The following is a 16001-nucleotide window of genomic DNA, read 5'->3' as shown; positions in this document are numbered from 1 at the left end:
TAATTTTTAAAATCTTATTACAAAAATCAAAAAAAGTACAATCCAGATCAGGTCCATAAAGTGCCAATAAGTGGTAAACAGCTGAATCCGCATTTTTTCATAAGGATTCGTAAGGACCAATAAATGCTGGATTTCATCTTTTTCAGTTTTATGGTACTTGTAAACCATCAGGATCGAAAAAACCATGGCTCCGATTAAATGGAAAATATGTATGCCACTTAACACATAAAGAAAGCTTCCACTGGGAAGGCCTTTAAAATCTACTCCCATTAAAGTCAATTCTTTCCAGCCGAGAAATTGGAGAAGGGTGAAACACAACCCCAGAAAAAAAGTGATCAACATGCTATCTTTCAGCTTTTTGATCTTTTCCTCTTTAAAATGAAGAAGCATTTTAGAGGCTGTATATCCGCTAATCAAGATGATTAAAGTACTTAAAATAAAGGACTTTGGCATTTTAAAACCTATACCTTCCATATTTCCGGTTTCTGAGCCCAAAAAAGCCAAGGTCATAAACAGGAAAATCAGACCACTACCAAACATTCCCAAATACATAAGGGTCTGATAGGGGTGCATTTTCTCTATTTTTTGAAACCAGGGTTCTTTGATTTTTTGCATAGGGAATTATCTAACCAATCTATTAACATTTTTAAGTCAGCTAGGTTCACCAATTTTATTAACATTTTACTGATCAAATTCAAAAGGGGAAAATAAATCATTTTCCTAACTTTGCATTCTCATTCAAAGATTACCGCCCGAAACATTGAAAAAATCAGACTTCTTATCCCTTTACCAAAACGATCCTTTTTTAAATAATGTATCTGAGAGCTTTACCAAAAGTGGAAATAATTATTTTCAGATCAAGGGCCTGTCCGGTAGTCTCGATCTAATTTTATTCAGTACGGTTTTTAATAAGGTAGGGGGTCATCATCTTATCATTGCGCACGACAAAGAAGAAGCAGCCTACCTGAACAATGATCTTCAGGAACTGATTACTGATCGGGAAATCCTTTTCTTTCCGTCCAGTTACAAGAGGCCCTATCAATATGATGAGGTAGAAAATGCCAATATCCTCATGCGCGCCGAAATTCTGAATAAGATTTTAGTAAAGGAAAAAAAGAGCGAGATTATAGTCACCTATGCGGAAGCACTCTACGAAAAAGTAATCAACAAAAGGGCCCTTAGAGATAATACATTCACTGCGAAAGTTGGAGAAAAAGTAGACCTGGAATTCATTTCCGAATTATTGGCCACTTATGATTTTGAAAAAACTGATTTTGTATACGAACCGGGACAGTTCTCAATCAGAGGAGGAATTGTGGATATCTTTTCCTATGCAAATGACCTTCCTTTTCGGTTGGAATTATTTGGAAAGGAAATTGAAAGTATTAGAACATTTGATCCGGAATCACAATTGTCGGTAGACAATATCCCATCTATCAGCATTATTCCAAATGTTCAGACCAAACTGCTTCAGGAAGTAAGACAATCTTTTTTGGAATTCTTACCAGAAGGGACGAGTCTTTGGTTTAAGGATTACCAGTTTACACTGGACAGTATAGATGAAAACTTTGAAAAAGCTGTAAGGCAGTTTCATCAGATTGTAAATTCCACCGAAACAAAAAAGTTGTTGATCAATCCCCATGATCTGTTTGATAATGCGGAGACTTTTTTGAAAAAAACCGAAACCTTCAGGAAAATTGAATTTGGGCATAAGTTTTATTTAAAAGATGCCCAGGTATTCCAATTTGATTCCCAGCCCCAGCCTTCCTTTAACAAGAATTTTGAATTGCTGGTGGAGAATTTGGTTTCTAACGAAAAAAAAGGCTGGCTGAATATTATATGTTCAGAAAGTGATAAGCAGATCAATAGATTAGAAAATATTTTCCATGAACTGGACCCCACCTTGAAAGTACAGTCTTTGCTGATTGGGTTAAGGGAAGGCTTTGTGGATAAGAATCTTCAAATCGCCTGTTATACGGACCATCAGATTTTTGAGCGGTTTCACCGGTATAAGACCAAACAGAAGGCCAGTAAGAGCAAAGCCTTGACTCTTAGAGAACTCAGGACCTTGCAGCCAGGAGATTTCGTGGTGCATATAGATTATGGTGTGGGGAGGTTTGCTGGCCTGGAAAAAGTGGATGTCGGGGGAAAATTGCAGGAAGCAGTCCGACTGGTCTTCAGGGATGATGATCTGTTGTATGTCAATATCCATTCTCTCCATAAAATATCCAAGTATTCCGGACAGGAAGGCACATTGCCGGTGATGTCCAAACTAGGATCACCTGAATGGGAAAACAAAAAGAGAAAAGTCAAAAGCAAGGTCAAGGATATAGCCAAAGAACTGATTGCCTTGTATGCCAAAAGAAGAAGTGCTCCCGGATTTAAGTTTTCTCCTGATTCTGTCTTACAGGTGGAATTGGAAAGTTCATTTGTGTTTGAGGATACCCCAGACCAGGCAGCCGCTACCGCTGATGTGAAATCAGATATGGAAAAATCATACCCCATGGACCGATTGATCTGTGGAGATGTTGGTTTTGGAAAAACCGAAGTAGCCATCCGTGCAGCTTTCAAAGCGGTGAATGATAGGAAACAGGTAGCCATATTGGTACCTACCACTATCCTTGCTATGCAACACTTTCAGACTTTTAAGGATAGGTTGAACGATTTTCCTGTAAAGGTCGAATATATAAACCGTTTCCGGTCTGCCAAAGAAATCAAAGATATTGTCCAACAGGTCAGTTCTGGTGAAATTGACATCCTTGTGGGAACCCACAGGATAGTCAATAAGGACATTAAATTCAAAGACTTGGGTTTGTTGGTTATTGATGAAGAACAAAAGTTTGGGGTTAAGGTCAAAGATCAATTGAAGGAGCTGAAATTCAATGTGGACGTGCTGACCTTAACTGCCACGCCAATTCCCAGGACCCTTCATTTTTCCCTAATGGGGGCCAGGGATTTGTCCGTAATTGCCACACCTCCTCCCAACAGGCAACCGGTGACAACTGAAATTCACACTTTTCAGGAAGAAATTATCCGGGATGCGGTGGCTTACGAATTGAAAAGGGGCGGCCAGGTGTTTTTTGTGCATAACCGGGTTGGTGAGATTGATTCCATTGCCAATTTGATCCTTCGATTGGTTCCGGATGCAAGGGTTGCAGGTGCCCACGGCCAAATGGACGGTAAGAAACTGGAAAAAATAATGGTCAAGTTCATCGAAGGGGAATATGATGTATTGGTTTCCACAAACATTATTGAATCTGGATTGGATATACCCAATGCCAACACCATCATCATCAACAGGGCGCATATGTTTGGTTTGAGTGACCTGCACCAAATGCGGGGCAGGGTCGGAAGGAGCAATAAAAAAGCATTTTGTTACCTTTTGACTACCCCAACTTCAGGTTTGACACCAGAGGCAAGAAAAAGATTACAGACTTTGGAAGAGTTTTCAGATTTAGGTGACGGGTTTAAAGTGGCGATGAGAGATTTGGATATCAGAGGGGCAGGCAACCTTTTGGGGGCGGAACAAAGTGGTTTTATCACTGATCTTGGATTTGAAATGTACCATAAGATTTTGGATGAAGCGGTACAGGAGCTTAAGGAAAACGAATTTGCGGCACTTTTTGAAGTGGATCTCAAAGAAAAAGTGGAAGTCTTGGTGCAGGATTGTGTGATTGAAACTGATTTTGAATTGTTAATCCCTGAGTCTTATGTGTCTAATATCTCAGAAAGACTGAATCTGTATTCCAAATTGGACAATATCAAAAAGGAAGAGGAACTTCAATCTTTTGCGAAATCTGTGCAGGACAGATTTGGCCCTATACCTGAGGTCGTCAACGATTTATTTGAAACCGTGCGGCTTCGATGGTTGGCAGAAAAGCTTGGTTTTGAAAAACTTCTCCTGAAAAATGAACAGATGAAGTGCTATTTTGTTCCTTCTTCAAAAGAAAGTTACTATAAGTCTGAAATTTTTGGACAAGTTCTTCGTTTTATCCAGACCCAACCAAAATTCTGTAAAATCAAAGAGGTCAAGAACAGGCTTATTCTGACCATTTCCGAAGTAAAAAGTATTCAAAAGGCCAAAAAATGGCTTGAAGAGATAAAAAATTAAAAAAATTTCAAAAAAATATATGGCCTGATAATTGCTTTTCCGAAATCAAAATTTGTATTATTTCGAGAAAATCGGCCAAAATGCTGTTTTTAAGATTATGCGGCATAAAAAATTTTATTGAAATAAGATATTATTGATTATATATTAGCGTTCTAATTTTGTACTAAAAACAGTATTGTTCAATGGTTTTTGGAAAAAGTAATTTACGAATGATTGCAGCAACTTTGCTGATTGTTGGCGGCGCCATCCTTTCATCGTGTAACAAACAGACCGGCTATGGTAGAAGAACAGCCGCTAAGCCAGGTAAGGTCAGCCCTACCACAGGAGCTTCTTACAGCTTAAGTGACAAAGACACTACCAACTTTTATGTCACCAGGGTAGCCAAACAGATTATAGGTCCCAACTTGAAATATATTCAGGGGGGTAGAGCCGTATTAGGTTCTCAAGAACAGGATGTCATGGCCTTCAGAGACAATGTGGAAAGAACTGTTACCATCGCTTCTTTCTATATGGATGAAACTGAAATCACTAACAATGACTACAGGGAGTTTATCTTCAACATGAGAAAGAAAGTAAGCGCAGACTCTATTTTGAAATTGGAACCTGCCGAATCAGTATGGGCTGGATCCTTATCATACAATGATGTGTATGATACCTACTATTATAGATTTCCTGGATTCAATTTTTATCCTGTTGCCGGAGTAAGCTGGACTCAGGCCTCTGTCTATGCAAAGTGGAGGACAGAATATGTCAGTGAATTGATGAGAGAGAAAAACAAAATTGACTCTACTCTCAATAAAAATCAATTAATTGAAAGAGGTGTTTCCCTTCCTGAATACCGTCTTCCTAGTGAAGCAGAATGGGAATATGCCGCCAAAGCAATGATCGGAACTCAATATATGGACGAAAACCAAGAACAAGGTAGGATTTATCCTTGGGATGGAAGAGGGGTAAGAAATCCATATAATATCAAAAGAAAAGGTAGACAAGGAGACTTCTTGGGTAACTTTAAGAGAGGTAGAGGTGACTATGCCGGTATTGCAGGTTCAGTTTCCAATGACGGAGATATCATTCCTGCCAACGTATACGATTATCCACCAAACGATTTTGGGCTCTATAATATGGCCGGCAATGTAAATGAATGGGTGAATGACGTATATAGACCACTTTCTTACCAAGATTTTGATGACTTGAACCCATTGAGAAAAGATGGTGTGTTTGATGAGGAAGAAACTTATGGTACTACCATGATTACCGATGAGTTTAGGGTTTACAAAGGTGGATCTTGGAGAGATGTTACCTATTGGTTGGCACCTGGTACCAGAAGATTTATGCATCAGGATTCTGCTACCAACCACATTGGATTCAGGTGTGCGATGATTGCCATCGGTCAGCAAGGAAAGTAAAAAGATAAATTCTAGAAATTAAAAAGGAGCTTAAAAGGCTCCTTTTTTAATTACCAATTACCAATTACCAATTACCAATTACCAAATCAAAAATGTCAGTAATTTTTTTAGAATTGTAGAATTTTTCGAACCACAAAAGTTCCCAAAGTCAATAAAAGCGGGATCTCAATTAAAGGAAGCGGTCAATGGATGTCCGTCTTTTGTGCTCCTTTTGTCACTATTGTAGTTGGTTTATTAGGGACTTTTTATTGGTCTGGGGATTCACTGAATCAGGTTTCCTTTCATTTTTTTCCGAACCGCAAAAGTTCCCAAAGTCAATAAAAGCGGAATCTCAAGTAAAGGAAGCGGTCAACGGATGTCCGTCTTTTGTGCTCCTTTTGTCACTATTGTGGTTGGTTTATTAGGGACTTTTTATTGGTCTGGGGATTCACTGAATCAGCTTTTCCTTTATTTTTTTCCGAACCACAAAAGTTCACCAAGTCAACAAAAGTGGGATCTCAAGTAAAGGAAGCGGTCAACGGAAGTCCGCCTTTTGTGCTCCTTTTGTCCCTATTGTGGTTGGTTTATTTGGGACTTTATATTGGTCTGGGGATTCACTGAATCATGTTTCCTTTCATTTTTTTCCAAACCGCAAAAGTTCACCAAGTCAATAAAAGCGGGATCTCAAGTAAAGGAAGCGGTCAACTGATGTCCGTCTTTTGTGCTCCTTTTGTCCCTATTGTGGTTGGTTTATTAGGGACTTTTTATTGGTCTGGGGATTCACTGAATCAGCTTTTCCTTTCATTTTTTTCCAAACCGCAAAAGTTCACCAAGTCAATAAAAGCGGGATCTCAAGTAAAGGAAGCGGTCAACTGATGTCCGTCTTTTGTGCTCCTTTTGTCACTATTGTGGTTGGTTTATTAGGGACTTTTTATTGGTCTGGGGATTCACTGAATCAGCTTTTCCTTTATTTTTTTCCGAACCACAAAAGTTCCCAAAGTCAATAAAAGCGGGATCTCAATTAAAGGAAGCGGTCAACGGATGTCCGCCTTTTGTGCTCCTTTTGTCACTATTGTGGTTCAAAATAAACTTTTTTAAGGAACCACTAAATTTAGATGGTTTTCAAAGGAGAAGCTCCATTGTCGACCATTTCTAATTTTCATAGCTGAAATCATACTTTTTTATTTCGACCATTAAGCAGTTTATCAAACCAAACAGCCAAAAATCTGCTTATTAATAAGTAGATTCTATTAATTTCAAAAAACTAAGTTTCTATCACAAATAATATGAAAAAGTTATACTCATTGAGAGGGCTTTTTATCCTGATTTTATTGTCGATGCCCTTTTCGGGACAAGCACAGGAATCCCTCAGTTATCAAACCCCACCTAAAGAAATTACAGATCTGGTAAATGCATCTCCTACTCCCTTGGTTAGCTTTAGCCGGTCTGGTGATTTTATGCTTGTTCTCGAAAGAGCGGGCAATCCATCTATTGAAGAACTGGCCCAGCCGGAATTAAGAATCGGTGGTATCCGTATCAATCCTGCCACCAATGGTCCAAGCCGAAGCAGTTCTTTCCAAAATGTGGTACTCAAAAATACCCGAGGCGGTTTGGAGCAACAGATCAAAGGTTTGCCGTCCAATCCAAGGCTGGGCAACTTCTCTTTATCCAGGGATGAGAAATATGTTGCCCTGACCAATACCTCCAATACAGGCATCAGCCTTTGGGTGGTTGATTTATCCACAATGGTGGCCAAAAAATTAACAGATGAAATTGTAAATGCGGTTTATGGTACCGGAATTACCTGGACACCAGATAACCAAATACTTTTTACGGCCATCAACCCCAAAAGAGGAGATATGCCCAAGGCGCCTCAAGCACCAAACGGACCTACCGTGCAGGAAACTTCCGGGAATGCAGCCCCCTCCAGAACTTATCAGGATCTACTGACCAACCCTTATGACGAGGCCTTGTTAGAATATTTCATGGATTCCCAAGTGATGCTTGTCAGCTTGGATGGAAACCAAAAAGCCATTGGAAAATCAGGAATGATTAAATCCATTGATCTTTCCCCCAATGGACAGTTTATTACCGTTGAATTGGTTCAAAAGCCTTTTTCCTACCTGGTACCCGCTTCCCGTTTCCCCTATGATGTAGAAATTTGGGATATCAATGGCAATCATGTGAAAACCCTTGCCCGCATTCCTTTGGATGAAGTGCGACCGACAGGATTTGATGCTACAGTTACCGGCCCAAGATCTATCAATTGGAGAGCGGATAAACCGGCTACTTTATATTGGGTAGAGGCTCAGGATGGAGGAGATCCAAAAGTTCAGATGGAAGAAAGAGAGATTATTTATTCTCTTGAAGCTCCCTTTTTGGATGAGCCCACCAAATTGGCCGGGATTGGTTACCGTTTCCGGGGTATTTATTGGTCTGATGACAACTTTGCTTTGCTGAACGAAGGATGGTTTGCCAGTAGACAGCAGAGGGTATCCAAAATAAATCCTTCCAAACCCGGAGAAAAAGGAGAGTTGATCATTGAGCGTTCTTCAGACGATATTTATAATGATCCAGGAAACCCTGTATTCACTACGAATACTTTGGGAAGAAGTGTTTTGCTAAGAAAAGGGGACGAGGTTTTCATGACTTCTGAAGGAGGAAGTCCGGAAGGAAGCATGCCTTACCTTTCTGCATTCAATACCAAAACCAAAACGGAAAAAATACTCTGGAGATCGCAGGCACCTTATTATGAAAGGGTAGTTAAAGTGTTGGATGCAAATGCCACTGAGTTTGTTACTTTGAAAGAAAGTACGGATATCCAACCTAACTATTGGCTTGTCAATACCAGAAAAAGGATTGCTCCTATCCAAGTGACCCAATTTGTCCATCCTTATGAATCTATCAAAGGGATCAATAAACAATTGGTAAAATATAAGAGAAAAGATGGATTGGACCTATCGGCAGTAGTGTATACCCCTGAAGGTTATGATCCTGCGAAAGATGGGAGATTGCCAGTTTTGATGTGGGCTTATCCAAGAGAATATAAATCTGCTGCAGTAGCTGCACAGGTAAGGGGTTCTAAATATCAGTTCACCCGCTTGAGCTGGGGCTCTCCAATCTATTGGGTTACTCAAGGTTATGCGATTATGGATCAGACAGAAATGCCCATAGTAGGAGAGGGGGATGAAGAGCCGAATGATTTCTTTGTGGAGCAATTGGTGGCCAATGCAGAAGCAGCCATTGACTATATTGTTGAAGCCGGCATTGGTGACCGTAACAGGGTTGCGGTTGGAGGTCATTCTTATGGAGCCTTTATGACGGCAAATTTGTTGTCCTACTCTGATTTGTTTGCAGCCGGCATTGCAAGGAGTGGTGCCTACAACAGGACCCTAACTCCATTTGGATTCCAGTATGAGCAAAGAACTTACTGGGAAGCACCCGATGTGTACAATACCATGTCACCATTTATGAATGCCAACAAAGTGAAGACGCCAATATTGTTGATTCACGGTGAGGCAGATAACAATTCAGGAACATTCCCCATTCAGTCGGAGCGGTATTACAATGCTTTGAAAGGTCATGGCGCAACCACCCGATTGGTTTTCTTACCGCACGAAAGCCATGGTTATTCGGCCAAGGAATCTATTTTGCATACCCTATGGGAGCAAAATGAGTGGTTGGAGAAATACGTAAAAAACAGACAGTGATATTCAATGATTGAAATAAGCTAAAGCGAAATAAATTGAAATAAGTTTCGCGAAATTGATAGATACTGTCTTTAGCTAGAAAAATGTTTACAAAAAGGCCTTTGGGTGTACTTTCGTACTCTCAAAGGCCTTTTTTTCATTTAGGAGGCAGAGTTATCCACGATAAACTTAATTCCTTTGGGCTAATCGTATAAACCACTTTAACAAAATTTAAATATGTAAAAATGAAAATAAACGGATAATTTTCAGTTTTAAAGGTAAATCTCCCTATATTTTAGTTCTTATTAATTGTTTTTCCCACCACAACCAATACAATATGGAACTTATAATCCAAAATCTTTCTAAGACTTATCCCAATGGAGTCAAAGCACTGAATGATATTTCCCTTCATATCAAACAGGGGATGTTCGGTCTTTTAGGCCCTAATGGTGCCGGCAAATCTACCTTGATGCGAACCATCGCTACCCTTCAGGATGCAGATTCAGGATCTGTATTCTTGGACGAGCTCGATGTTTTACATGACAAACAGGGCCTTCGTGAAATACTGGGCTACCTACCTCAGGATTTTGGCCTATATCCAAGAATAACAGCAGAAGTCATGCTGGACCATATTGCACAAATGAAAGGTGTGATCAATAAATCTGAAAGAAAAGACCTGGTGAATTCCCTTTTGAACAAAGTCAACTTATATAAGGATAGAAAAAAGGCCTTGGGTACATTTTCTGGAGGTATGAGACAAAGATTTGGAATAGCACAGGCTTTGGCAGGAAATCCTTCACTGATTATTGTGGATGAACCTACAGCCGGATTGGATCCTTCGGAAAGGAACAGGTTTTACAATTTATTGAGCGAATTGGGAGAAAATACCATCGTTATTCTATCCACCCACATTGTGGAGGACGTTAGTACACTTTGCTCACAAATGGCTATTATTTGCCTGGGTGAAGTACTGATGCAAGGAAAGCCCTCTGATGGTATCAAAGAGTTGGAAGGTCAGATTTACCAAAAAAGTATTGCCAAAGAAAACCTTTCCCAATATAAGGGTCAGTTTGATGTTATTTCTACCCAGTTGAAAGAAGGGAAATTGAGTCTAAGGATCAAAAGCGAAACAGAACCCGGAAGCGGTTTTGTACCGGCAGTCACCAACTTGGAGGACGTGTATTTCAGTTACATTTCTCAAAAAGTGGACCCCATAACTTTATAGGCCATGCAGGATTTTTGGAATATTTTCAAATTTGAAATCCGGTATAGGTTTTCCAGGCCGGCGACTTATGCCTATTTCGGGATGTTATTAGCCATTGCGTTTTTGTTGTTTGGAGGAGGCTTTACACCTGCTTCAGAGAAAGTCTATCATAACTCTCCATATGTGATTGCGTCACTCCAATCTATCATATCTATTTTTGGGGTTTTACTGGCATCTGCTATCATGGGTGTCCCGATTTACAGGGACTTGGAACACAAAACAGGAACGTTTATGTTCAGTTATCCCCTTACTAAAGCAGCATATTTTATGGGCCGGTTTTGGGGTTCTTTTGTGGTACTCTTGTTTATCACCACAGGCGTCATGTTCGGAATGTATTTCGGTAGTCTAATTGGTGCTGCTACCGGTTGGACAGAAGCTGGGCGCTATGGGCCGCATGTTTTGATCAATTATATACAACCTTGGCTGATTTTGGTGCTGCCCAATATGTGGATTGCAGGGACGCTTTTCTTTGCCCTGATTATTTTTACAAGAAATATCAAATCCATTTATTCCGGAGGAATTGTATTGTTTATTGCTTATTTATTTTCCAGTTTTTTGGCACAGGATATAGAAAACAAAGACCTGGTTCAGCTGCTCGACCCTTTTGCCCTGAATACCTTCAATTACGAAACGAGATACCTGACTCCTTTTGAGCAAAATACATTTATACTACCGCTTCAGGGCAACCTGTTGTTGAATAGAGTGATTTGGTCTTTGGCGGGTTTGCTGTTTTTTGTGGCAGCTTATTGGAAGTTTAGTTTTACTTATTTCTTTCAGGAAAGAATTAAAGGCGCTAAAAAATCAGAAAAAGAGGAGAAGTATGAAGCACCTTCCCAAGTCAGGGTTTTCCCGGATTTTTCCCGAAAATATCAATGGTTAAGTTTAGTAGCCTTAAGTAGAATTGAAGTAAGTAATATTCTCAAAGATATTTATTTCAGGTCTATCTTACTTGGTGGCGCCATCTTCCTGGCATTGGATTTCTGGGTTGGCAATACACTTTACAGTGTATCCAATTTCCCAGTTACCAGTTTTTTGATGGAATTCAAAGGATTTGACTACAACCTTTTTGTATTTATCATCATCGTTTTCTTTACCGGAGAATCCATCCACAGAAGCCAATCCTCGGGCTATGCGATTATCAGTGATACTTTTCCGGTGAAAGATAGTGTGATGTTGACTTCCAAATTTTTGGCAATGGCTGCTGTTACTTTCATTTTGGCCATTATTCCCATTCCGGTAGGAATTATAGTGCAAATATTGAAGGGGTATTTTTTGTTTGACTTTGATATCTATTTGATAGATAGCTTGTTGATCACCTATCCGGACTACCTGCAAATGGTAATGTTGGTATTTGCGGTACACCTGATTTTCAATAATAAATTTGCCGGTCATGCTGCAAGCATTGCCGTGTGGGTAGTGATTGGTCTGGTATTGGATTTGGCCAAGGTCAATTTTACCATGTTTAAGTTCTCTTACAAGCCGGGCTACATTTGGTCAGATATGAATGGCTTGGGTCATTTTGGTAAATCCTTATTTTGGTTTAACCTGTATTGGACTGCTTTTGGACTGTTTTTGGTCTTGTTTTTCAGTATTTTCTTTACCCGTGGTTCAGAGACAAATTTTTCAAGCAGGTGGAGAATTGCAAAACAGCGATTGAGTTCCCCCGTTGTCAAACTGTCTTTGGTTTTTCTTTTAATAGCATTGGGTTCAGGTGCTTTCATTTATCAATCAGTAGTGTATGATAATGGGTACCTGACTATTCGGGAGAGTGAAAAAAGAAGTGCCGATTACGAGAAACAATTGAAGCATTATCAGTTTATACCACAGCCTAAAGTTGTTTCGGTATTTTTGACAGCAGATGTTTATCCGGAAGAAAGGAAAGCAGATTTCAAATTGGACTTGACAATTGTAAATAAAACAGACAGTCCCATTGATTCCCTGCATATGCATTCCACTTCGCTTTCCAATTTTGACATAATACTTGATGGAAAGGTAATGGAATATAGATTTCCCTTGAGTTATGACAAGCGGAAATTTGATATTTTAAATAAATATGAGCAGAAGTATTGGTATAAAATCCTTCCTTTGCCTCAGACTATGCAGCCTGGGGACACTTTGAAGATTCAGGTTTTGGCCAATCTGATTAATAAAGGCTTTCCCAATTCAGGATATGGAAGGGACCTTGTCCACAACGGGACCTTTACCAGTGCATTCTTGCCAAGCTTCGGTTATAATGAATCCCTCGAGCTGAGTTCGGATGAAACCAGGAGAAAATATGATTTGGGCCCTAAGGATACAGATCTTCCAAAACATGATGATCCTTTTGGATTGCGGAATTTGTTATTCTCTCAGGATGCTGATTTTGTAAATTTTGAAGCGGTGGTTAGTACTTCTCCCGATCAAATTGCAGTAGTGCCGGGATATTTGCAGAAGGAATGGACAGAAAATGGAAGAAGGTATTTCCATTATGTACAGGACACGCCTATTCAGTATTTCTTTTCTATAGTATCAGCCGATTATGAAGTGCTGTTGGATGAGGTAGCATTGCCGGATGGCAAAAAAGTAGCCATTGAAATTTATCACCATCCGAGGCATACCTATAATCTCGACAGGGGTTTGGCAGCATATAAAGATGGGCTGGTATATTTTTCTGAAAAATACAGTCCTTTCCAGTTCCGGCAAATGAGGATTTTGGAATTCCCGAGGTATGCAGGTTTTGCCCAGTCTTTTCCCAATACCGTTCCTTTTTCTGAAAGTTTCGGTTGGGTAGCTGATTTCAGTGATCCAAACAGCTTTGATTATGTGTATTTTGTGACTGCCCATGAGTTGGCCCATCAGTGGTGGGGTCATCAGATTGCACCTAACTATACCCGAGGGTCTAATTTGATTTCCGAAGCTTTGGCTGAATATTCAGCTTTGATATTGACCGAAAGGGCTTATGGGAAAGACAATATGAAGCGTTTCCTGAAGGATGAACTTGACCGCTATTTGACAGGCAGGTCCAATGAAAACAAAAAAGAGAATGCCTTCATCAATGCAGACAGGGGGTATATTTGGTATCAAAAAGGAGCATTGGTACTTTATGCTTTAAGAGATTATATAGGAGATGAGGCTATTGATTCGGCTTTGAAGGGATTTGCAGGAGAGTTTGGATTGAAAGAAACCCCTCCTTTTGCAGGCAGTTCTGATTTACTCAGGTATCTGACTGACCACACACCAGATTCTCTTCATTATTTCTTGGATGATACCTGGCATAAAATTACCCTTTATGAAAATAAAGTGGCAGAGGCTTCGGCTGAAAAGACCGGAGAGGAGGAGTATTTGGTCACCTTGATGCTTTCCTCTCAGAAATTGTATGCCGACAGCCTTGGACGGGAAACACCGGCTATTTATGATGGGGATTATCTGGATATCGGGATTTTTGCCGCGGAGGATAAAGATGAAAATGGGCGAAACCGGACTAATCCGCTATATATTCAAAAGCACAAAATAACTCCCGGTGAAACCAAGCTTCAGATAAAAGTACAGGGAGGTGTTCCCGTGAAAGCAGGAATTGACCCATACAACAAACTTATTGACAGAATACCCGATGACAATGTGGTCAATGTGACTGTGAATTAGGATTGTTAACCTATGGGTCAGCGCTCAGCTGACCCATAGGTTAATTTTTTTAAAGGAAATTCTTTTTTTCACTTTTGGGGCTAAGGAAAGGGGATGGATACAGAGTTTTATCTGCTTATAAGTTTTTGTACATAATGTAGGCATCCACCAATCCCAATCTTTGATGCCTGAATGCTTGGGGAATGGTGCCGATGATGGAGAAACCAAAACTTTTCCACAGCCAGACCGCAGCCTCATTGGTACTGACTACCATGTTAAACTGCATGCCCAAGTATCCTTTTTCTCTTGCAAAATCAATGGAATGTTGGCATAATAGTTTTCCGATCCCTGTTCCCTTAGCATCAGGATGTACCATATACCCTGCATTGGCGATATGGCTGCCCAAACCGGGTTGATTCGGTTTGACATAATAGCTTCCAACGATTTTGCCTAAGTTATCCACAGCCACATAAGTATCCATTTTGTCTGCAAACCAGAGTTTTTTCAGATCAGCCTTAGGGGTATCCGGTTCAAATGAAAATACATCTCCTCCGGAAATCACATGCAAAAAAATCTCCCAAACCCCATCATAGTCTTTATCAATGTCTGCTTTTCTAATTACCATTCTATTGCAACCAATATCCAATATCCATCAATATCTCTACCTATATCAATTTATTTCTAAATATTTCCCTACACCCAATATCCATCAATATCCACCTATTTTTTTAATATCTCCCAACCAATATTTCTATTTATTTCGACTTATTTCTACCTATTTCAATATCCTAATATCTTCCAATATCCACTAATATCAATCAATATCTCCTATCCAATATTTCTACTTATTTCAACCTATTTCAATATCCCAATATCTATCAAGATCTATTAATATCCACTAGCCATCATTTCTATCTATTTCAATTCTAATTCCAACACATAATTATCCGCAGTCATAAATAAGGTTTTTTCATCTGGTGACAAAGCACAATTGGAAGTGGCTTCCCCGGTAAGGATTCTGGCGAGTGGTTTTCCTATAGGATCAAATATCCATACACCACCTGGTCCGGTGGCAAACAAATTTCCAGAACTGTGCATTTTCATTCCATCCGGTAAACCAAAGAAACCTTCTTTTCCAACCCATTCCGTGGCGTCAAAAAACAATTGCTTGTTTGTAACGACTCCAGGTTCAACAATATCGTAATGGTACCAAACCGCTTGTTGGGGATCGGAGTTGGCCACCAACAATTTGCTTTGATCCGGACTGAAGGTGATGCCATTGGGACGGCTGATGCTGTCTAAAAGTACCAGTTCCCCATCGGTTTTGAGACAGTAGATTCCCTGGAAGTCGAGTTCCTTTTTTGGGTCATCCATATTGAACTCAAGACCATAAGGTGGGTCGGTAAAATACAGGTTTCCCAGCCAGTCATACACTGCATCATTGGGGCTGTTGAGCCGCTTTCCCTGGTAGTTATCCGCAAGGGTCAAAAACTCCGGTTTTGGGTTATCCACATCGCTCGTCATTTGGGCCATTCTGCGATCTCCATGTTGACAAAGCACCAAAAACCCCTTAGAATTTAAAATTAGGCCGTTTGCTCCCACCTCTCCGCCTCTTGCTTGATCTCCTGTATAGCCTGAAGGATTCAAATAAAGATTTAGTTCACCATTTTTTGTGACTTTGTAGATGGCATTTTTGGGTATATCGGTTAACAGTAAGGCATTGAGGTCTTCCACCCAAAGTGGTCCTTCAGTCCAGTCGAATCCTTCCGCCAGAATTTGTTGTTTGGCATCCGGATTTATTAGGCTTAAAGCCGCTGGATCAAGGATTTCGATGGAGGAGTTGGGCTTATAAGAATGGTTTTTTGATTCACAGCCAATGGAAAATAGCGTTAAACAGAACAAGAAGTAAACTAATTTATTCATGAGAGGAGGTTGGGATTTTAAATGTTTTA

Annotated in this window: 8 protein-coding genes; 5 read left to right on the top strand and 3 right to left on the bottom strand. The window is 40.0% G+C overall.

What is annotated here, in order from left to right; translation table 11 throughout:
* Positions 1 to 6 precede the first annotated feature (6 nt).
* Positions 7 to 615, bottom strand: coding sequence for a cytochrome c oxidase subunit 3 (locus ACFSKV_RS19830; protein ID WP_380806873.1), 609 nt, complete (start codon positions 613 to 615; stop codon positions 7 to 9).
* Positions 616 to 760: 145 nt separating this feature from the next.
* Here ACFSKV_RS19830 and mfd point away from each other — a divergent pair, with 145 nt between their 5' ends.
* The 5 genes from mfd (at position 761) to ACFSKV_RS19805 (ending at position 14070) form a co-directional block, all read left to right on the top strand.
* On the top strand, positions 761 to 4111 hold the full coding sequence (mfd, locus tag ACFSKV_RS19825; RefSeq protein ID WP_380806870.1) for a transcription-repair coupling factor: 3351 nt from the start codon (positions 761 to 763) through the stop codon (positions 4109 to 4111).
* A gap of 182 nt (positions 4112 to 4293) precedes the next feature.
* Positions 4294 to 5517 carry a gliding motility lipoprotein GldJ gene (gene gldJ / locus ACFSKV_RS19820; RefSeq protein WP_380806867.1) on the top strand — a complete coding sequence of 408 codons (1224 nt, stop codon included), beginning with the start codon at positions 4294 to 4296 and terminating at the stop codon, positions 5515 to 5517.
* A 1265-nt stretch (positions 5518 to 6782) separates the two neighbouring features.
* Complete coding sequence (locus tag ACFSKV_RS19815; protein WP_380806866.1) at positions 6783 to 9206, top strand: S9 family peptidase; 2424 nt, start codon at positions 6783 to 6785, stop codon at positions 9204 to 9206.
* A 316-nt stretch (positions 9207 to 9522) separates the two neighbouring features.
* Positions 9523 to 10410, top strand: a complete 888-nt coding sequence (locus ACFSKV_RS19810) for an ABC transporter ATP-binding protein (protein ID WP_380806865.1) — start codon at positions 9523 to 9525, stop codon at positions 10408 to 10410.
* A 3-nt stretch (positions 10411 to 10413) separates the two neighbouring features.
* Positions 10414 to 14070: a M1 family aminopeptidase gene (locus ACFSKV_RS19805; RefSeq protein WP_380806864.1), complete on the top strand. Its 3657-nt coding sequence runs from the start codon at positions 10414 to 10416 to the stop codon at positions 14068 to 14070.
* 115 nt (positions 14071 to 14185) lie between these two features.
* On the opposite strand, the gene ACFSKV_RS19800 is transcribed toward ACFSKV_RS19805, so the two are convergent.
* Entirely contained in the window at positions 14186 to 14674 is a 489-nt protein-coding gene (locus ACFSKV_RS19800; protein ID WP_380806863.1) for a GNAT family N-acetyltransferase, read from the bottom strand.
* Positions 14675 to 14964: 290 nt separating this feature from the next.
* On the bottom strand, positions 14965 to 15972 hold the full coding sequence (locus ACFSKV_RS19795) for an SMP-30/gluconolactonase/LRE family protein (protein ID WP_380806861.1): 1008 nt from the start codon (positions 15970 to 15972) through the stop codon (positions 14965 to 14967).
* Between the last annotated feature and the right edge of the window lie 29 nt (positions 15973 to 16001).

The sequence above is a fragment of the Shivajiella indica genome (genome assembly GCF_042683085.1).
Classification (GTDB): domain Bacteria; phylum Bacteroidota; class Bacteroidia; order Cytophagales; family Cyclobacteriaceae; genus Shivajiella; species Shivajiella indica.
Note: the sequence above shows the minus strand (reverse complement) of the source record. Positions and strands in the feature narration are given on the sequence as shown.

Coding starts and splice junctions, on each gene's coding strand:
- ACFSKV_RS19830 (WP_380806873.1), bottom strand. CDS start 615: ATGCAAAAAATCAAAGAACCCTGGTTTCAAAAAATAGAGAAAATGCAC.
- gldJ (WP_380806867.1), top strand. CDS start 4,294: ATGGTTTTTGGAAAAAGTAATTTACGAATGATTGCAGCAACTTTGCTG.
- ACFSKV_RS19815 (WP_380806866.1), top strand. CDS start 6,783: ATGAAAAAGTTATACTCATTGAGAGGGCTTTTTATCCTGATTTTATTG.
- ACFSKV_RS19810 (WP_380806865.1), top strand. CDS start 9,523: ATGGAACTTATAATCCAAAATCTTTCTAAGACTTATCCCAATGGAGTC.
- ACFSKV_RS19805 (WP_380806864.1), top strand. CDS start 10,414: ATGCAGGATTTTTGGAATATTTTCAAATTTGAAATCCGGTATAGGTTT.
- ACFSKV_RS19800 (WP_380806863.1), bottom strand. CDS start 14,674: ATGGTAATTAGAAAAGCAGACATTGATAAAGACTATGATGGGGTTTGG.
- ACFSKV_RS19795 (WP_380806861.1), bottom strand. CDS start 15,972: ATGAATAAATTAGTTTACTTCTTGTTCTGTTTAACGCTATTTTCCATT.